The following is an 18,962-nucleotide window of genomic DNA, read 5'->3' as shown; positions in this document are numbered from 1 at the left end:
CAATATCGTAGCAGTAGCAGCTCGTCACAAGAGCTGCGGCGTCATACCGATTTTCGGAATACTTCATGACATTTTCGGCAAGAGTGATGCCTGCATGCAGGGAAGCGTCGGATTGTTTAGTAGAAGGCGTAGCTGTAATTGAAGATCAGGCGCGTCTGGTCTGTGTTCGGAATGCCAGTGTTGTCACTGCGATAGGTACCGTGTCGCAACGTTGTACTAAAGCCTTTCAACGGCCCGTTCAGAATGCTGTAGTCGACCCTGAAGTCACGCTCCCACTCAGATAGGTCGCTGCCACCTCTGGGGTTTTTGATGTCTTCGCCGCGCAGGTAGGCGACAGAAGCCTTCAACCCAGGCACACCTACCTTAGAAAAGTCATAGGAGTACTGTCCGAAGCTCGTTTGTTCACCAGCGCGGGAGAAGGTGCCAACCATAGCTTTGGTAAACAGGTAAAAGGTGGACCCCCCATTGCCTTCAGGCCGATTTCGACCGTCTGTGACAGTGCCTTGGTCTAGCCACACGAATCCCCCATCGTCACTCACGCCTACGTGACCAAGCATCAGCGCATGACCTCCGAGGGTGTAGGTGAACATGGCACTCCAGGTTTTGTTATCTACCTCGCCAGGGTGTCTTGCGTAACCGTTGTTATTATTGAAACGGTATCCGGGCTCACCGTTTTTTCCGTCAGAACTACTGTCAAAATAGCGAAGGTCAGTCTTAAACGACTGATCAGCCCCAAGAGGCAATACGTGAACCAGACCCAAGTAATTTTGTTTGTAATAGTTTTCGAGCCTGGCGAAATAGTATTGAAACATCAGGTCCTTTGTTGCCTTCCAATCACCACCGGCGAAACGAAAATCGTTGGAGTCCTTGGTGCCGCCCGCAACCGCCAGCCCCGTTGGGTTGCTGGTTGCTCGTCCCGCAGACTGGTCAAATTTACCGGCGGTTAGCGTCAGCCCATCGAATTCTTTGGACGTGATCACGCCACCGCCAAAGTTCTGAGACACGAGTCGAGCATCTGTATTAGTCAATATTGGTAGGTTAGGCGTGAAAATATTACCCACCGCTATCTCTGTTTTTGACCATCGCGCTTTTACATTTGCGCCCGCTCTGTCCCATGAGTGGGCGGAAGACCCGTCAGAGTCACTAGGGAAGAAGGTGTTGGCATTGTCAGGGTGATGTCCTCTACCACCGTCCAGGTGAACGGCAACGGATGACTCCAGATCCAAGCCAAAACCAATCGTGCCTTCAGTAAAGCCCGATACGAAATTTAGATTAAGGGCCGTACCGGCTTCGCGCTGGTCGAATCCGCCATCGTGATTGTCGTTTGAGTAATACATGGTGCGTGAGCTGACAGTCGCTCGACTGTCCTCAATGAACCCGTGTGCTTTGGGGTCAGCTGCATCGGCACCAACCGAGAAGCACGTGAAAATTATGGCGGCAGGTAGGTTTTTGCTTTTCATAAAAGCTCCTGAGGTGTCGGCGCTGATTGAAAGAAATGGCCTCCTAGCCGCTCGAAGAATGACCTTGTGCGGATTACTGTTTTTTTGGGGGGAGCTATCTAATAAAGGGTAGCAGTACACCACTACTAGAATTGGTGACGCGTCATACCGATTGCTGGAATACCGATGGATATTTTCGGCAAGAATGGAGCCTCCATTGCGTTTGTTATCGGTTGATCACCCGCCAACGGACTGTGAAGGTTACTGAAGTGCTGGAATAGGAAATGGATTAGGCAGGGTAGGGCGTTCCAAGCCTAGGTCGCACGTTCCCATCGCCATGCTGGATCAGATAGCCTCTTAACGAGGAAGTCAGCCAGGACATCGACTTTAGCTGGCCGCGCTCGCGCTGAGGGTGTGACAAAGTAAAGGCCGCCCTCCTGCATGCTCCACTCGGGCAATATCGCCTGGAGTCTGCCATCTTGCAGGTATTCGCTCGCGACAAATTCAGGCAACTCGGCGATTGCGATGCCAGCGAGCACCGCTGGCATTAGAGCTTCAACATTGGTGACCCGCAATGACCCAGAAGGGGTGATGCTTACCTCTTCACCGGAGGCGTTGACCAGCCGCCATACGTCGCTCTGTGCTCTATATGCATACCCTAGGCAGTTTCTACCCGCCAAGTCCTGCGGAGTTTCTGGATGCCCATACTTTTCGAAGTAGCTAGGTGACGCGACTAGATAGCGTGATACGCGGCAAAGCCTTCGTGCTACTAGTGAGGAATCGGGCATGATCGCGATTCGAATCGCTGCGTCAAACCCTTCGCCGATCAAGTCGACCGCGGCGTCTGATAGGTGTAAATCGATACAGACATCGGGATATGCGCTTAGGAATTCAGGGAGGATTGGAGCCACCCATCGGACGCCGAAGGTCATAGGAATGGCAAGCCGCACGAGCCCTCTAGGCACTGAAGAAAGCTCTCGAGCGATACCTTCTGTTTGTTCCGCTTCGCGGTACAGGCGGCTTGCGCTTTCAGCAATGCTAAGTCCGAATTCGGTTAGTGCCATTTGTCGAGACGTACGATTGAGCAAGCGTGCTCCCAATCTCTCTTCAAGTCGGCTCACGCCCCGAGAGACCGTGGCCACCGATACACCCATAACTTTCGCAGCAGCTGCAAAAGATCGCTCTTCTGCAACCTTTGCAAACATCGCCAATCCTTCAAAATCGGGCATCTTCGACATCGTCATTTCTGCAATGATGGTTTGCAATCAATTCTATTTCGAGACTGAACGTTCGTCGATATCCTTCTGTCATGCGCGGTTTGGCGCTTTTCTGAGGATTATGAAATGTCACGCAAGCTTGAAGGCAAAGTTGCCATTGTCACTGGTGGTTCCACCGGTATCGGTTTGGCCACTGCCATTCGCTTTGCCAAGGAAGGTGCTCACGTATACATCACTGGTCGGCGTCAAGCTGAGCTAGACGCTGCTGCGCTGGCTATCGGCAATAACGCGATAGCGGTACGTGTCGATTCGACGAAGCTGGAAGAGTTGGACGAACTATTCAACGAGGTCAAGTCTCAACATGGTCGTGTTGATGTGCTGTTCGTAAACGCCGGCGGCGGTGAACTGCGCAATTTGAAAGACATCACTGAAGAGCATTTCGATGACACGTTTGATCGAAACGTGAAAGGCGTGCTCTTCACAGTACAAAAATCGCTGCCACTTCTGTCGAAAGGCGCCTCGATCATCCTGACAGGGTCGACCGCTGCTAGCGGTGGTACTCCAGATTTCAGCGTCTACGCAGCTTCCAAAGCAGCTGTACGATCCTTCGCTCGCAACTGGATTCTCGATTTGAAAGGTCAGGACATTCGAGTGAATTGCCTGACCCCTGGCCCAATCAAAACGCCAGGTCTCGTTGGCCTCGCAGGCCCAGATGTGGCGCATCAGCAAGGCATGCTGGATCACTTCGCTTCTCTGATTCCAATGGGTCGTGTAGGTGATCCTGATGAGGTGGCGCGAGCGGCTTTATTCCTGGCTTCTGACGATTCAAGCTTCGTAAATGGCAGCGAATTGTTCGTTGATGGCGGTATTGCCCAAATCTGATGTTGTGAAGACTGGGGAGGCGAAAGTTTTCCCAGTTTTTATATGAGTGTCGGTCAACAACAATGCTATAAAATTTGATTATCAAGAAACTCCGTCTACGATAATCATACGCTTTTAAGTATTTTATCCGGGATCTGATATGACAAGCGCAGATAATAGTAAGCAACTGATTGAAATCACCAAGCTTTATTTTGGCAAGGCGGATGTCGGTGATCCATCCATTCTGGATCTTTTTAGCGACGATGTTCAGCTATTCTTTCCTAAGTTTGGTACGCGTACTGGTAAGGCACAAGTTGTCGAGTTTGTTCAAGGTTTGATGAGTAAACTGGAAAGCCTTAAGCATGATGTTGGAACTTACAACTTTATCGCGAGTGGCCAAATTGTTGTCGTGGAAGGCACTGAAAGCGGTGTCGCCAAGAATGGAGAACATTGGCCAGTCGAAGGAAAGTCCGATGGTAGGTTTTGCAATGTTTTCGAATTTTCCGGGACTTTGATTTCACGTCTTCATATTTACGTGGATCCGGATTTTTTAGGTGAAGATGATGATCGTTTTTACTGGGGCTAAGAATTAACGTAAATGCTTTACTGGATAGGTTGAACATCCCCGTGGTTTTCGAACAGTGATGTGGGAAAAAAAGATCTAGGCAGATTTAGATTCAATGACTATCAACGGACATACTAATTCAGAGTTCGCATAGGATTTTTTGTAGAAACTGAGCAGCGGTGACTCACATACACTAGCACTTCTATTCGCTGAAAATGCGAACTGGGAAATTGCGGTGGCGTTGGAGCGCTACCTTGGCTCGGCAAGTAGCAAAGCAAAGAATCAATCGTTAATTTTGTAAAAGAAACCGCGACGCTTCTAACGAGCGAAAGTCTGATCATTCAGGATATTTTAGCGAGTGAAAGCCGCGCGATGATTTTGGGAGCGCTTGCATCACGAGTTAAGGCCACCGGCAAGTTGATTGAGACGTCGTTTGTACTTGTGCTGGAGATCAGCAACGTTTGATTGATAGCTTTCGAATGCTTGAGGATACCTTTGCTGTATCGCATGCTGCACGCGTCCGGTAGAGCATATGCAGGCTGCTACTTTCAGACAGTTGGGGCTGTCAGAGGGTTAAATTTCACGGCGTGCTTTTCCTGGCGCAGCTCCATAAAATTCCTTGAATTTCTTCGTGAACGCCGATTGCGACTGATACCCCACATTTACTGCAATTTCGCTCAACCCTAGCTGTGAGTGATGCAGTAGATTTGTCGCTAACTCCATTCGGACTTGAGTGAGCAGCGTCCACGGTGACGCACCGGCCACACGCACAAACGTACGAACAAACGTTGCCCGTGACATATTCGCCAATTCGGCAAGGTACTCAATTTTCCACTCGAAGGCAGGGTCGGCCAGCATCGCTTGCCAAGCTCGGCAGAGTCTTTTGTCGGAAAGCAAAGCCAATGAGCCTGTATTGTGACCGTCACTCGTTAGATGTGCTCGCAGGACAAGCGTAAACAATGCTTGAGACAGCGCGTCCAGCATAAAGCTGGAGCAAACCTGCTGACCATCCGCTTCACTGCGCAGCATTTCCACCAATGCCGATAGCGGTCCACAAGCCGTGGGTATGACCAAATACGTTGGCAAAGCTGCGAAGAGAAGCGAAGCACGATTGAAGTGGAAGCTACCGCAGAGCATGTCGAAATCGCTGCTGGGTCCACCGATGCGATGTATTGGGACAGCGCCTTGGTTAGTGATTTTTGGCATCGTCGGCGCCGCGGAGCCCCCTTTACCCAGCATCACATGCGGAGCCCCAGTCGGTAGGAGCAAAATGTGGCCCGCGCGCATAGGTACACTTTTGCCGTTGGGGAAATCAACGCGACACTCTCCGACCAGCACGATGTGATATGGCGCTTGCCCCAGAGGCTCCTGCTCATGCTCGCGAGACCAAGCGCCTTCAAACTGACATCGCAAGTTCAGGCTGCCGCGCACGTTGGCCAAACTGATGAGCTTTTCTATCGAATTCATTTTGAGTTGCTCGCGACAAAAATTGAGCCGATCAAACAAACCTAGGCCTCGTCCTTGTAGAAAACTGAGCATGTCAAAACAGACACCCAAACCGCTCAGGAGCTTGTTTAATGTTCGTTAACTGGTCTGAAATGTTGCCTACCATCCAGAAAGCCTTCGGCTCGCTGGGCAAAAGTAATCCTAAAATGGTTAAAGCCTATATGGCTCTTGCCGAAGCCTCCGCAGAAAACAACGTTCTGGATGCCAAGACGCGCGAGCTGATTTCGATCGCTGTCGCCGTCACCACCCGTTGCGACGGCTGTATTGGTGCTCACACTGATGAGGCAATGAAGGCTGGTGCAACTCGCGAAGAAATTGCCGCGACCTTGGCTACTGCGGTCCAGATGAATGCTGGTGCTGCGTACATTTACTCGCTGCGTACACTCGAAGCGTATGACACATTGAAAAAATAGCATGCAGATCGTAAAACGGCCTCGAGCACTTTAGCGTGCCGGGGCTTTTTTATTTTAAATCATCAGGCAAATGTTAAAGTCTTTTAGTGAAAATTATTTTCACATCTGCTTGTCCCACTATACTAATTTGGTAGTACTCCATTTTTCAAAATAATTGCAGCCAGTTATTTTGGTTGCTGTACCGCTTGATAGTTAATCGCGCTCGTCACAACACTCATGATATGAGCTGTGACTATTATTTTACGGTGCGGAGTAATGATATTAGTGAACCCCTTAATGGCTTGTGAAATTATACCTTTTGTCGCCAATGATCCGATCATGCTATACATTTCTCATCGCCCCTAAAATACAAAGCTAACCTCATATGAGAAAGTGAGTTGAGAGTGACAGGTGAGCTTGGCAAACTTTCAACAATACCTATGGCTACTCATCTGTTTGAGGTTTCATCGATAGTGATTTGGGACGCTTGCGATATTCCTCATGATCTTTGGAAGCTCCGGTTAACTCGGTGGCTCAGTAGCCTTTGGTACGTTTCTCGTAACTTCGTGCGTCCTGATCTTCGCACCAGAAGCTCGGGTTTATTCTCGTAGATGTCGATCCAAGTGAGGCTTGCCTGCCCGGTTTGGTCTTTTAATGCTCAAAGAGGTCTTGTTGGCGCCCGCTCTGATCGAGGGAGCAGCAGGCGCGCCAATGACTTTGCGAGCTTCTGGCTAGAACTGCCCATTCTTCCTTGAGGAAATGCCATGAAAATTGTGATCGCTCTGAGCCTAACCATCGCTGCCGGTGTCGCGTTTGGTGCCGACGATAAGCAGACAGCCCGAACGGGTGTTCCATCGGATGTCGCGAAAATCATAAGCGTTACTGACACCACCCAAGCCTGTGGAATCGTGCCTGTTGAAATGGTTTATCAGGACTCCAAGGGGGCGCGGCGTGTAGCAACCTATATGGAAGAAGGGGGCGGGTGTCAGACCAATTAGAGCCAGCCTGCTGTCTGTTTGTACTCTGCATCGGGGGCTGAATTATACAGCCCCGATCGTCTGAGAATGAGAGGTAACCGCAAAAAACACCGCTTGAATGCCTTGCTGGGCCTACACTGCACCACGGGAAGTTTGCACCGATGGACCTAAAAAAAGCGCGCTTAGAACTGGAGTCACGGAAGCGACAGAATGAGTTGCCCATGTACGTTCATTCGTCACCAGTGACCATCATGACTAAAGCCCTAGGTGTTTACCCAATAGTGCCATCGCTAGATTTCAGGTTTTCGTGCCACACCGCACGGGGCTGCGAATCATGACCAATCTCATGAAAAACTCTTCGGGGGGGCAGAGCCCTCACGCAATCACTTTTGACCAGTTCCAACTGCTTCCTTCACAGAGATTGTTACTGAGGAACGGAGTGCAGGTAGAGCTGGGCAGCCGTGCCTTAGATGTGCTCATCGCTCTCATCGCTCACGCGGGTGAAGTAGTCACCAATCGCGACCTAGTTCACATGGTGTGGAAGGGGGTGGTGGTGGATGAAAGCTGTCTGCGTGTACACATTTCGGCCTTACGTAAAGCGTTGTCGGACTCTGAAAGCAATGTCAGCTATGTCGTGAATGTTCCTGGTCGCGGTTACAGCTTTGTTGCCTCCTTCTCCCTAACATCCCTCGATGACGGCAATGCGGGCACGATTCAATCGATGCCGGCAGGCGAAGTACCTCCACGCCTTGTGCGCATGGTAGGTCGTGACGACACCGTGATGCTGATATGTGACCTCGTAAAAGAACATCGTTTCGTGACCATCAGCGGCCTCGGAGGGATGGGTAAAACCACCGTGGCGATAGCTGTCGCGCACCACTTCAGATCGCAGTTCGAAGGTATGGTCATCTTCCTAGACCTGAGCGCCATTACTGATTCCAGCATGCTGCCTGGAACGCTCGCGGCCGCGGTGGGCGTGCAATACCAAGAAGCAGAGCCACTTCATACGCTAGTAGGTCTCATACGGGACATGCGTTTGTTGGTCGTGTTCGATAGCTGTGACCACGTAATCGATGCTGTCACTAGTTTGGCAGAGACCCTTTTTGGGGAAGCGGAACATACCCACATTCTGGTTACCAGCCGAGAACCATTACGAGCGGAAGGCGAACATATTTATCGCCTAGGCTCCCTCGACTGCCCACCCGAACAATCTGGGCTCACGGCGGCCGACGCTTTAACATTCTCAGCGGTGCAATTGTTCGTCGAGCGCGTCGCTCAAAACGAAAACACATTTGCCTTCACTGATAACGATGCGCCCACAGTCGCTCATATCTGTCGAAAACTGGACGGCATCGCCTTGGCGATTGAACTCGGCGCCGGTCAGGTTGCTGCCTATGGGGTCCAAGGTATTGCTGAGCTTCTCAAAAATCGATTTAGTCTTTTTTGGGAGGGGCGACGCAACGCAATGTCTCGGCACCAAACGCTGAACGCGATGATCAATTGGAGCTACGAGCTTCTGTCTGAAAACGAAGCGATGGTCTTGCGCCGTTTATCAGTCCTAACTGGCAAATTCACTTTAGAAGTCGCATCCCAAGTCGTGTCTTCTCACGCTGATGAAATGACGGTTATAGACGCGATAGGGCGGTTGGTGGCGAAGTCGTTGGTTTTAACCGAGGGAAATAATCGCTCAATGTGCTACCGGTTACCCTATACGACCCGGGCCTACGCGCTTGAGAAATTACACGGCGCTGGAGAGTTTGACTCGACAACTGAACGGCATGCTGTCTACCTCGTTTCTCTGCTGGAGCGTCTCAACGTGCACGGCGAAGCGCTTCCGGATTACGAGCGCATACAACGTTACATTGAATATCTTGGAAACATCTGCGCGACGTTGGATTGGACGTTTTCGAAGACTGGTAATTTGGGACTCGGCATTCGACTCGCCGCTTCTTCAGCACCTCTATTCTTAGGGTTGTCGATGCTTGATGAGTGCCGTCGCTGGAGTGGGCGAGCCCTAGCCGCAGGAGTATGCGAGCCCAACGGTCTTCCCCAGGAAACGGTTTGGCAGGAGGCTCTCGCGATCTCCACTATGTTTGCTTTGGGAAAACCCCATTCTGGGAATACGGCCAATGGGGTCGATAAGGTATTTGATGAAAATCTCGGCGACACCCTTCGTCAGTTGCGTATGTTGGGAGGGGCTAGCAATGCGCTCTTGTGGAGTGCTGAGTTTCAAGAACTACAATCCTCTCCCCGACAGGCGATGTCATTAAGGGATCAAATAACCGATCCCAAGGGTATCGCTGCGATGCAATGGATGCTGGGAGATGCTAAGCAGTGCGCCTTTCAACACCCGTCACCTGGGCAGTTTCCTCACGTTGGGTTGAACTCTGGAAGAGACGACTTTTCGTTCAGCTATGACTATCGCGTACGAGCGTTGTCATCCCTAGCCAGAATTTCGTGGCTTCGCGGTTACCCGGATCAGGCTGTTCTGCTCGGTCGACAAGCGCTGAATCGCGCGAATGATCTGCGACATCCCGCAACCATATGCCTAGCGCTCATTTACGTGTCCACTGTATTCCTTTGGACCGGCGATTGGAGTTCAGCCCGGCAAACAATAGACCAACTTAACTCGATCGCTAAGCTCAACTCCTTCGAACCGGAGCGGGCAGTAGGATTGGGGCTCGAAGGGATTCTTTTGTATTCCCAAGGCAACGTCGAAGCGGGTGTTCACAGATTAAATGGATGCCTGAAATTACTCAGTGTGGAGAACCATCAAGTCCTGGCCACGATGTTTATCAGATGTCTCGCGGAAGGATTTTCCGCTTCGGGGCGGTTTGATAACGCTTTAGAAATCGTCAACGGGGCGATGGAGATGATTGAAAACATCGGAGAGACTTTCGATACACCTGAGATTTTGCGCATCGCTGCGGATCTGTATGCAGCTCGGCCGAACCCTGACTTTGAGTTAGCAGAGCAGTATCTGAGCCGTTCTCTGGCCTGTGCGGAGCGACAATTTGCGTTGGCTTGGGAGTTGCGTACGGCGACTTCATTGACCAGGCTGCACCTTAAGCAAGGCAGGGTTAACGAGGCCGGAAAATTACTTCAAACGGTTTTTGGAAGGTTTTCTGAAGGGTACGAAACTCTGGATATGCGTGAAGCGAGATTGTTATTGGAGTCGTTGAGTCTACAGAGTAGTTCGTGTCATCTGGAGATCCTGTCACGAGGCCTCATCTAGCCTCGTGACAGGATTTGTATCTAGGCCTTGCCTTCCATCATTGCGACCACTTCATCGGTGGTCCATACGGCGTTTGCCATAAAGCGGTAGTTGATAATGGCCGCCATGTATCCGTCACCCTCAGGCAGCTTAGGCCCCGCCACTGCGTCTCGTACCACTGCGACTTCAAACCCTTGTTCAAGCAACTCACGCATGTGCGATTCCACACAGAGGTTTGCGAGCATGCCGGTCAGGATGACTTGATCGACGAGCTGTTTACGCAGCTGTAGGTTTAGGTCGTTGACTTGTGGGCCGTAAAGTTTGTGGGGCGAACAAAGAAAAGTCTTACCGTCCATGATGTAAGGCTTGAATTCCGGCATGAAATCGCTTCCTGAGTTCTCAAAACCTGCCACGTCTAACTCGTTTTTGCGATCATCAAAAAGCTTCATACTGTGTTGCATGGCTTCGACTGGGGCCTGAATTTTCCAGTTATGATCCGTTCCCCAATACCAATGTGGCGAAACAGCGACTGTCATGTTGGCTGCTTTGGCTGCTTTAAACAGGCGCAGGAGATTGGGGACTAAATTCTGCTCCGTAACGCTTTCGCCCGTCATCGGCCAAGCTTTACCTTTCGGACTCATAAAGTCGATTTGCGGATCGATGACCACCAGAGCTGTGCGCGAAAGGTCGAGCTTCATCGTCGACTTTGGAAGCGCGGGGTTCTTGGGCGCGGCATACTTTTCGAGATTGGATTGTGCGGGCTTGTCCGCTGCCATTGCAGAAGGGATAGCACTTGCCGCCACGGCTGCGGCAGCACCGATTACAAATGAGCGTCTGCCAAGTGGTAGGTATTTTTCAGACATGATGTCTCTCCAAATAATTTACGACGTTCAGCTTTTTAGGAATGCCAATAAATCCTTATTGAGTTGTTCCCTATGCGTCTCCGTCAGACCATGGGGCGCGCCCGCATACACTTTGAGAGTTGCGCTAGGGACCAGCTTTTTGGCAGCTCTGCCAGCGGCATCGATAGGCACAATCTGATCATCGTCACCATGGACGATGAGGGTCGGTTTATCGAATTTCTTGAGGTCTTCGGTGAAGTCAGTTTCCGAAAACGCTTTGATTGAGTCGAAGGTATTTTTGAAACCACCGACCATTCCCTGTCTCCACCAGGAATCAATCATGCCTTGAGAGGTTTTCGCCCCTGGCCGGTTGAATCCATAAAATGGCCCAGCAGGTATATCTTTGAATAGCTGTGAGCGGTCCGCGATCATCCCAGCTCGAATACCGTCGAATACGTCGATCGGCAACCCGCCTGGATTCGCGGCCGTCTTCAGCATGAGCGGAGGGACTGATGAGATCAGGCAGATCTTCGCAACACGAGAAGTGCCATGACGGCCTACGTACCGCGCTACTTCGCCTCCACCGGTGGAAAAGCCCATGATCGTGACGTTTTTCAGATTCAGTGTTTCGATCACTGTGGCAAGGTCGTCGGCGTAATGATCCATGTCATTACCGTCCCAAGGTTGGCTGGAACGACCATGCCCACGCCGGTCATGCGCGATGACGCGGAAGCCTTGATTTGCGAGGAAGAAAGCCTGTCCATCCCAACTATCTGAATCGAGTGGCCAGCCATGGCTAAGCGTCACTACGGGCCCGTTTTTTGGCCCCCAGTCTTTGTAATAAAGCACCACACCTTCACTGTTTGTAATTGTATTGGATGTCATGGCATGAGATCCCGATTCGGATTTTGATGGCGAGGCAGTTTGTGCCTGTGCCGCTTTTGGTAGCATTGATACAAGGGCCACACCTATCCCTGTCATTACAAGGCCGCGGCGTACTGCTGCATTTTGAGAAAGCACGGATTTGTCTGTCATTTTCTGCTCCGAGAGCCTGTTTATTCGATCAGATGTTCTTTATCTGAATAATGAGCGGCGGTCGGATAGAACTATGGGCGGGAGGTTCCGAGGAAACGAGTTAAGAGGTGTGAAACGGTGTTATGAAATGCTAATTGTAAAAGTCCGTTGTTTTTGTGGAGGCAATTAAGTTTAGTTAGTCGTAGTTTGTTATAAATATTGGATGTATAGGGGTTGGTAAGTTTTTTGGAGTGGGCTTTTTGTATTAACAAAAGAGCTATACTTAGACCTGATAAAATAAGCTTGAACCGGAAAAAGTGATATTCCCACGCTTACAAGGCCGCAAGGGTCGAATCTGAGGGAAGAATCGGTGCCTACAAAAAGTGGCTCAGTAGGCACCTATCATTGTCACTTACAAAACAGCCACGTGCGTTGCTCGTTGGCGAAGCTCTCGTATCCCTTGGCCGAGTTTGCGACGTAGTAATGTGCGCAATGTCGTGCCGTCGGCGTAACCAACGCGGCTAGCAATTTGTTCAACACTGGAGTCGGTCGTTTGCAGCAGATGAACCGCGTAATCAACGCGGAGGTCCTGAAACCAGGCTAACGGAGACTTCCCTAAAACTTGTTGGATTCGGCGAACTAGGGTTCGCTCGCTCACGCCGATAGTCGCTGCCGCCGCGGCTGATGAAAACCCAGATTCAAGATGATCACGTGCCCACTGCTCGAATCGCTGGACGATTGGGTCAGTGTGAGCAATGTGATCAGGAATGATAAATACGGCTTGGGATGGCCTGGTCTCGATCAGTAGGTATCGAGCGCATAGAGCAGCAAGCGTAGGACTTTGCCGGCTGACTACGTGCAGCCCAAGATCGAAGTGAGCCATTGCGGCCCCCGCGGTCACAAAGGGGTCTGAGCAGACGAGCATCCGCTCTTCATCCAGAAGCACTAGCGGGTAACGGTGACGGAAGAATGCTGAAAGCCACCAGGATGTCGTAGCGCTATGCCCGTTAAGCAATCCCGCTTCTGCTACCACGAATGTTCCTGTGCAAGCCGCAGCTATCGTTGCTCCATTCTGTGACCAGCATTTCAACCACTGGCCTGCTTCAGCCACATCGGGTTGATCAAGGGCTTTAGCAAGTCCTTCGGGCATTTTAGAGGATAGGGCAGGAACCAAAACTAGATCTGGCTGGGGCAATTCTGCCGCGAGGCGCACCGGTACGGTCAGATTTTGTCCTGTCCGTACCTCTGATCTCACCCCAACGATGGTCACATCCAACATTCGTTGTGTTGGCTCTTCTCCTGCGAGTTCGCTGGCTGTTCCCAGCACATCCATAAAGGCGGCTAGACCGAGATCGAAAACACCCTCTAGGGCAAGGATATAAATTCTCATGGCGGAAACGATACCTTTGTTGTCGGCCCCGCCACTATACGACGATTTCAAGTATTCCTACACTGGAATCACAACCACCCGCAAAGGAAATTGAGATGGTCAGCGTAGCGCTGTTTGTAGAGATGAAAGCCAAGCCAGGCAAGGAATCGGAGGTTGACGATTTTCTGAGAAGTGCATTGCCGCTTGCAAACGCTGAGCCAGGTACTACCTCATGGTTCGCTTTGAAAATGAGTCCATCGGTCTTCGGTATCTTTGATGCATTTGCCAATGACAAGGATCGGGATACTCATCTGAATGGCCCCATCGCCCAAGCGTTGATGTCGAAGGCCGGTTATCTGCTATCGGAGCCACCATCGATTCAGAAGGTAGAAGTATTAGCAGCCAAAAGATAAACCGTTCGATTTGGACGAGTTTTCATCGGCTAGCCGCCAGGGAGGGGGATTTTCCATCCCCCTCCTCACAAATTCAAAGGCCATGGCGTCGGCGCGAAGACGCTTAATCAGGGACGTAATTACAAAATGATGCTTAGGTAGTCACCGATAATTCCGCCTGATGAAATACTGAATTGTAATTACTGGTGGTTGCGATGTTTTTGGGATGCGAGAACGATGCCTTAAGCGTGAGCCTGAGCGTTGAGTTGCACTCATGATTTTTGGAGTACGTGATGTCTCACAAATCGATCAAACTCTATCGCCATCCCAATTCCGAGCAGCACCACTGCATCGAATTGATGCTGTCTTTGTTAGGTTTGCATACCGAGTTGGTATCGGTGGACCTGATGAGAGGCGGTTTCCCCCTCCCTGAATTTCTGGCTGGAAATGGCTCTGGACAGGTACCTTTTATCGATGATGACGGCACTGTTGTAGCTGACTGTAACGCTATCTTGGTGTACCTCGCCGCTACATATGGCGACGGTCAATGGTTACCGAGCGATCATTTAGTTCTGGCCAGAGTGCTGTGCTGGCTCTCTTTGACTGATGAAGAGAACGACTCAAAACCAGTTTCTGCTCGATTGCTCACTGAGTCTGATGCTGGCTATGGCGCTGAAGATCATTTCATTAGAACGTTGTCTCTGCTTAAAGAAATGGACATGGCATTAACGGTGAATAAGTATTTAGTGTGCGGTGAGCCAACAATTGCCGATGTTTCAGCCTATACCTATCTATCCCATGTACCCAGCGCGTACATTTCTCTTTTTGACTACCCTCTCATTCGAGAATGGTTAACGACTGTTTCATCGTTGCCGCGGTTTGTGAACGTATACTGCCAGCAACGATTTTATGAAGATCACCAATGGAGTGTTAGTGGTTAGTTGTACGCACATAAAAGGCCCGCTTTTATGTAACTACAGGCGTTCCAAAGATTATCAGCGTTCTCACTTATTTGTCCTGTGATAATGACGAAGTAGTGGTTGATGACCTTGAGAAAAAGATGCGCTATGCGCATCACTACTAATAATTGACGTCGTCTACCAAATAGGGGCACCTATGGACCGCTTTCAAGAAATGCAAATATTCACGGCGGTTGCCGAAGAAGAAGGGTTTGCTGCGGCAGCCCGACGTCTCAATATTTCACCACCCAGTGTGACGCGAGTGATCGCGGCAATGGAGGAGAGAATCGGTACTCAGTTGTTAGCACGAACTACCCGCAGCCTGCACCTGACTGAGGCAGGGCAGCGTTACTTAGAGGACTGTCGGAGAATATTGGGCGAGGTAGGGGAGGCCGAGGAAGCCGCTGCTGGCAGTTATTCATTGCCTTGCGGGCACTTGACCGTGACGGCTTCAGTACTATTTGGGGAGCTGTACATTGCACCTCTATTAGCCGAATACCTTGATATGTATCCTTCCGTTCATCTAAGTGCAATGCTCGTTGACCGTGTGACCAGCGTTGTCGATGAAGGTATCGACGTAGCAATACGAATTGGACATGTGCAGGAATCATCGTTGCACGCCATAAAGGTGGGTGAGGTACGCCAAGTAATATGTGGAGCGCCTAACTATTTTGATCGTTACGGTAGACCCGGACATCCCGGCGAGCTTAGTACGGCCAATATAGTGATGTCATCAGCTAGCCACCTTCTGAGTGATTGGCAATTCGTGAACGAAGGCAGCGATTTGAGCTTTCGGTTTGATCCGCGTTTGGTGGTAACGGCAAATCAGGCTGCAATCAATATTGCGTCCCAGGGTTGGGGCGTCACTCGTGTTCTGTCCTATCAGGTGGCTAGCCAAGTTGCTTCGGGTGCATTGGAGATAGTGCTTCAGGACTACGAACCTCCTGCACTGCCCATACAAGTCGTCTACCAGAAAAGTAACCGGGTGCCTGCGAAAGTTCGAACTTTTGTGGAGTTTCTCACTGAGCGATTGGGCAATGATATCGCGCTTCAGTCTGACGTTGAGGGTGCGGTGTGATGGACCGCTATCACGAGATGGTCATGTTCGAAGCCCTATCCGATAGACCAAGTCTCGCGGCAGCAGCCCGTCGACTCCATGTTTCTGGCCCTACTGTCGTGCGCGCCGTTGCCCGACTGGAGGCCCGTTTAGGGGTGTCATTGTTACAGCGCAGCACGCAAGGTGTTGTTTTGACCAAGGCAGGGGAAGCGTTCATGACTGACTGCTCTCACATTATCAATGAGATCGAGATAGCAGAGGCGTCGGCAAAGGGACTGCATATGGAAGCGCAGGGCAGTCTAACGGTGTTGCTACCCCTGCTGTTCAGCCGCTATGTCATGACGCCACTGCTGGCGGACTACATGAGTACCTATCCGGACATCAAACTATTCACTCACTACAATGATCGTTTCCCAAATATGAATGATGAGGGTTTGGACGTAGCGGTACTGATTGGGAATTTACCGAATTCGTCTTTAATTGCTCGGCCGGTCGGCTACGTACGTTCGATCGTGTGTGGGAGTCCTGATTACCTCGAATCCCACGGTGAACCATTCAGTCCAGACGACCTTAAACGGCATAAATTGGTAGGCACACAGGCTTTTCGAAATAGCATCCAGTGGGACTTTCAAAATCAGGGTCAGCAAAACAGCATTAGAGCACGCTCCCGTCTCAGCTGCGCTACGGTGCAGGCGGCTATTAGCGCGGCGGCTCATGGCGCAGGTATCACTCGGTGTTTGAGTTACCCATTGTACGACTACCTCAATAGCGGACGGTTGCAGCGCATTCTGCGACCCTATGAGTTGCCTGCCTTACCTGTCCACGTCGTTTACCGAGAAAGGCGCAAAGCATCAATGCGATTGCGCAGCTTTGTGGATCACATGGTTGATGGACTGCGGGAACATCCAGCTATGCAACAGGACGTGCTTTGACCCCTTCGATCAAATTGGATGCAGCAGTGAAATGTACTTCTGACAGGCCTGCGTAGCCGCAACCCTAATTTATTATGGATCCAAAATACAAGTCAGTATTCCGGCGAGCGGAACATTGGATTCCATGATTTGGTCGTTCGCCTCGCTCTTTTTAAAGCGGAGTATGGCCCGAAGCGTCCGTAGAAACTCACGTGAACCGTGGAGGCTACACCTGATGAAAAGCGTACTCATGTTGCTTGCTAATGGTGTTGAGCCTCTTGAAATGGCGGCGTTTACCGACGTGCTCGGTTGGGCCGATCTTCTTGGTGATGATTCCCTTGAGTTGGTACACGCGGGCCTTCGGCGACGGATCATCACAACATTCGGAATCACGATTTCCCCTAACTATTTACTGCGCGATTTAGACACGAGTGCGTTTGACGCCCTAGCGTTGCCCGGCGGCTTTGAACCCGCAGGTTTTTATGAGGAAGCGCTTAGCGAACAGTTCCTTTCGACGATCCGAGATTTCGTTGACGCCGGCAAAATTGTCGCCAGTGTTTGCGTGGCATCGGTATGTCTTGGCGCTGCTGGAGTGTTGCGAGGAAAGAACGCGACGACGTACCACCAAGAGGGTGGCAAACGAAAAAATCAGCTGCTTGAAACTGGTGCTCGCTTTGTAGATCGCCCCGTTGTGGTTGATGGGCAAATCATCACATCAAGTGGACCTGGGACTGCTACTGAGGTGGCGTTTCAATTATTAGAGCAGTTAACGAGTGCAGAAAACGCGGCATTTATCCGCCAGAAAATGCGATTCGCTTCGCCCGGACCAGAGTGGTACGACGCTCCTCAAGTGCCTTAATGATGACGAAAATTCACAGCTATCCGATTCAGTTTTGTGTCATCCAGAGGATAGAACAATGACTAAAGATCCCGGCACCGTTGATTACTATTATTGGCCGACTGCTAACGGTCAGAAGGTGGCGATTTTTCTTGAGGAGTCAGGTCGACCGTACACCATCCACCCAATCAATATTACCAAGGGGGAGCAGTTCACAGCTGAGTACACGCGGATTTCGCCTGATCAGCGCATTCCCGCGTTGGTGGATGGTGAAGTAGGCGTATCGGTCTTCGAGTCGGGTGCCATTTTGCTTTACCTGGCACAACGCCGCCGTCAATTCTTACCACAAGACGTCAAAGGCGCAGCCGATGTCCTCCAGTGGTTATTTTGGCAGGCTGCAAGCTTTGGCCCTATCCTAGGCCAGACGGTCTTTTTCTTAAATTATTCTTTAGAGAGTTCATCGGTAGCGGAAGCTCGTTTCAGCAAAGAAACCGAGCGACTTTACAGAGTGCTTGAGCAGCAATTGTCCGAACGACCATACGTGGCGGGAGAGTATTCGATTGCGGATATGGCAATTTATCCCTGGGTGGTTATCCACGGAAAACAGGGAATAACGCTTGCGGATTATCCCCACATATTTGCTTGGAAGAAAAAAATTGGGGAGCGACCTGCGGTCATTCGAGCTTACGAAAAAGGGGAGGGAATCCGCCCATCATCCCAAGCCGAAGCAGAGAGAAGAAAACTGAACGGGCTTCCACCGCTGTGAGGGGTTGCGAACGGTGAATTCATCGACTCGAAAATAAAATTGGCGCTATTTGTCCCAAGAAAAAATTCGTATAGCGCCCTAACTGGAGCGTTTGTGATGACTTGGAAATTTAACATTCTATTTGTGACCGCCTGCATGATCGCTGTGCTGATAGGCATATCGTTTTATGCTCACGCTGATTCAACTCCTGGTGCGGAGCCGGAAGGCTCCCCTGTCTTTGGCGTCACTCTCCCTCCAGGTTATCGCAACTGGCAGTTCGTCAGCATTGCTCACGAAGAAGGCGAGAAGCCAGACATCCGCGTGATTTTGGGAAATGACATCGCGATGAAGGCATACAGGGAAGGAACCCTGCCATTTCCAGATGGCACGATCATCGCGAGGCTGGCATACAAATACGAATCCTCCCCACAAAATAATGCCGTGTTTGGTCGCGATCAGTCTTTCGTCGCTGGCGAGCCAACGAACGTTCAGATCGAGGTCAAAGACTCTAAGCGATACGCTAGTACCGGAGGCTGGGGATACGGGCAATTTGAAAATGGAAAGCCTAATCCAAGCGAAAAAATCGTGAATGGCTGCTTTGCCTGCCACACGAAATTGCCACCTGCAACGGATCTGATTTTCACTAAATATTCCCAATGACGAG

At 50.7% G+C, this 18,962-nt stretch carries 18 protein-coding genes; 12 read left to right on the top strand and 6 right to left on the bottom strand.

Going from position 1 to position 18,962, the window contains the following annotated elements; translation table 11 throughout:
- Nucleotides 1–116: 116 nt before the first annotated feature.
- Entirely contained in the window at nucleotides 117–1,460 is a 1,344-nt protein-coding gene (locus QOL84_RS25885) for an OprD family outer membrane porin (RefSeq protein WP_283439065.1), read from the bottom strand.
- Nucleotides 1,461–1,753: 293 nt separating this feature from the next.
- On the bottom strand, nucleotides 1,754–2,677 hold the full coding sequence (locus QOL84_RS25880) for a LysR family transcriptional regulator (protein WP_283439482.1): 924 nt from the start codon (nucleotides 2,675–2,677) through the stop codon (nucleotides 1,754–1,756).
- Nucleotides 2,678–2,782: 105 nt separating this feature from the next.
- Here QOL84_RS25880 and QOL84_RS25875 point away from each other — a divergent pair, with 105 nt between their 5' ends.
- On the top strand, nucleotides 2,783–3,538 hold the full coding sequence (locus QOL84_RS25875) for an SDR family NAD(P)-dependent oxidoreductase (RefSeq protein ID WP_283439064.1): 756 nt from the start codon (nucleotides 2,783–2,785) through the stop codon (nucleotides 3,536–3,538).
- Between the two features lie 139 nt (nucleotides 3,539–3,677).
- On the top strand, nucleotides 3,678–4,103 hold the full coding sequence (locus tag QOL84_RS25870) for a nuclear transport factor 2 family protein (RefSeq protein WP_283439063.1): 426 nt from the start codon (nucleotides 3,678–3,680) through the stop codon (nucleotides 4,101–4,103).
- A gap of 552 nt (nucleotides 4,104–4,655) precedes the next feature.
- On the opposite strand, the gene QOL84_RS25865 is transcribed toward QOL84_RS25870, so the two are convergent.
- The gene (locus QOL84_RS25865; protein WP_283439481.1) at nucleotides 4,656–5,549 is read right to left on the bottom strand and encodes an AraC family transcriptional regulator; all 894 of its coding nucleotides are present in this window, start codon (nucleotides 5,547–5,549) and stop codon (nucleotides 4,656–4,658) included.
- A 110-nt stretch (nucleotides 5,550–5,659) separates the two neighbouring features.
- On the opposite strand from QOL84_RS25865, the gene QOL84_RS25860 reads away from it, so the two are divergent.
- The 3 genes from QOL84_RS25860 to QOL84_RS25850 all read left to right on the top strand — a co-directional run bounded on the left by QOL84_RS25860 (nucleotide 5,660) and on the right by QOL84_RS25850 (nucleotide 10,192).
- Nucleotides 5,660–6,001: a carboxymuconolactone decarboxylase family protein gene (locus tag QOL84_RS25860; RefSeq protein ID WP_283439062.1), complete on the top strand. Its 342-nt coding sequence runs from the start codon at nucleotides 5,660–5,662 to the stop codon at nucleotides 5,999–6,001.
- Between the two features lie 743 nt (nucleotides 6,002–6,744).
- Complete coding sequence (locus tag QOL84_RS25855) at nucleotides 6,745–6,978, top strand: DUF2790 domain-containing protein (protein WP_283439061.1); 234 nt, start codon at nucleotides 6,745–6,747, stop codon at nucleotides 6,976–6,978.
- A gap of 313 nt (nucleotides 6,979–7,291) precedes the next feature.
- The gene (locus QOL84_RS25850; protein ID WP_283439060.1) at nucleotides 7,292–10,192 is read left to right on the top strand and encodes an ATP-binding protein; all 2,901 of its coding nucleotides are present in this window, start codon (nucleotides 7,292–7,294) and stop codon (nucleotides 10,190–10,192) included.
- A gap of 20 nt (nucleotides 10,193–10,212) precedes the next feature.
- Here the strand turns inward: QOL84_RS25850 and QOL84_RS25845 are convergent, their stop codons facing one another.
- From QOL84_RS25845 to QOL84_RS25835, 3 genes are all read right to left on the bottom strand, one after another.
- Nucleotides 10,213–10,947: a cysteine hydrolase family protein gene (locus QOL84_RS25845; RefSeq protein WP_283439480.1), complete on the bottom strand. Its 735-nt coding sequence runs from the start codon at nucleotides 10,945–10,947 to the stop codon at nucleotides 10,213–10,215.
- Between the two features lie 114 nt (nucleotides 10,948–11,061).
- The gene (locus QOL84_RS25840) at nucleotides 11,062–11,994 is read right to left on the bottom strand and encodes an alpha/beta fold hydrolase (RefSeq protein ID WP_430458742.1); all 933 of its coding nucleotides are present in this window, start codon (nucleotides 11,992–11,994) and stop codon (nucleotides 11,062–11,064) included.
- Between the two features lie 445 nt (nucleotides 11,995–12,439).
- Complete coding sequence (locus tag QOL84_RS25835; RefSeq protein ID WP_283439059.1) at nucleotides 12,440–13,417, bottom strand: GlxA family transcriptional regulator; 978 nt, start codon at nucleotides 13,415–13,417, stop codon at nucleotides 12,440–12,442.
- 95 nt (nucleotides 13,418–13,512) lie between these two features.
- On the opposite strand from QOL84_RS25835, the gene QOL84_RS25830 reads away from it, so the two are divergent.
- From QOL84_RS25830 to QOL84_RS25800, 7 genes are all read left to right on the top strand, one after another.
- Nucleotides 13,513–13,809: a putative quinol monooxygenase gene (locus QOL84_RS25830; RefSeq protein ID WP_283439058.1), complete on the top strand. Its 297-nt coding sequence runs from the start codon at nucleotides 13,513–13,515 to the stop codon at nucleotides 13,807–13,809.
- A gap of 272 nt (nucleotides 13,810–14,081) precedes the next feature.
- Nucleotides 14,082–14,729, top strand: coding sequence for a glutathione S-transferase family protein (locus QOL84_RS25825; protein WP_283439057.1), 648 nt, complete (start codon nucleotides 14,082–14,084; stop codon nucleotides 14,727–14,729).
- A gap of 175 nt (nucleotides 14,730–14,904) precedes the next feature.
- Nucleotides 14,905–15,825: a LysR family transcriptional regulator gene (locus QOL84_RS25820; RefSeq protein WP_283439056.1), complete on the top strand. Its 921-nt coding sequence runs from the start codon at nucleotides 14,905–14,907 to the stop codon at nucleotides 15,823–15,825.
- The gene (locus tag QOL84_RS25815) at nucleotides 15,825–16,736 is read left to right on the top strand and encodes a LysR family transcriptional regulator (RefSeq protein ID WP_283439055.1); all 912 of its coding nucleotides are present in this window, start codon (nucleotides 15,825–15,827) and stop codon (nucleotides 16,734–16,736) included. The genes QOL84_RS25820 and QOL84_RS25815 overlap by 1 nt, the downstream gene beginning before the upstream one ends.
- 214 nt (nucleotides 16,737–16,950) lie before the next feature.
- Nucleotides 16,951–17,574 (top strand): DJ-1/PfpI family protein, encoded by a 624-nt coding sequence (locus tag QOL84_RS25810; RefSeq protein WP_283439054.1) that lies wholly within the window; start codon nucleotides 16,951–16,953, stop codon nucleotides 17,572–17,574.
- A gap of 58 nt (nucleotides 17,575–17,632) precedes the next feature.
- Nucleotides 17,633–18,319, top strand: a complete 687-nt coding sequence (locus QOL84_RS25805; RefSeq protein WP_283439053.1) for a glutathione S-transferase family protein — start codon at nucleotides 17,633–17,635, stop codon at nucleotides 18,317–18,319.
- A 96-nt stretch (nucleotides 18,320–18,415) separates the two neighbouring features.
- Nucleotides 18,416–18,958 carry a cytochrome P460 family protein gene (locus tag QOL84_RS25800; protein WP_283439052.1) on the top strand — a complete coding sequence of 181 codons (543 nt, stop codon included), beginning with the start codon at nucleotides 18,416–18,418 and terminating at the stop codon, nucleotides 18,956–18,958.
- Nucleotides 18,959–18,962 lie beyond the last annotated feature (4 nt).

The sequence above is a fragment of the Pseudomonas helmanticensis genome, assembly GCF_900182985.1.
In the GTDB taxonomy this organism is placed as follows: Bacteria; Pseudomonadota; Gammaproteobacteria; order Pseudomonadales; family Pseudomonadaceae; genus Aquipseudomonas; species Aquipseudomonas helmanticensis.
Note: the sequence above shows the minus strand (reverse complement) of the source record. Positions and strands in the feature narration are given on the sequence as shown.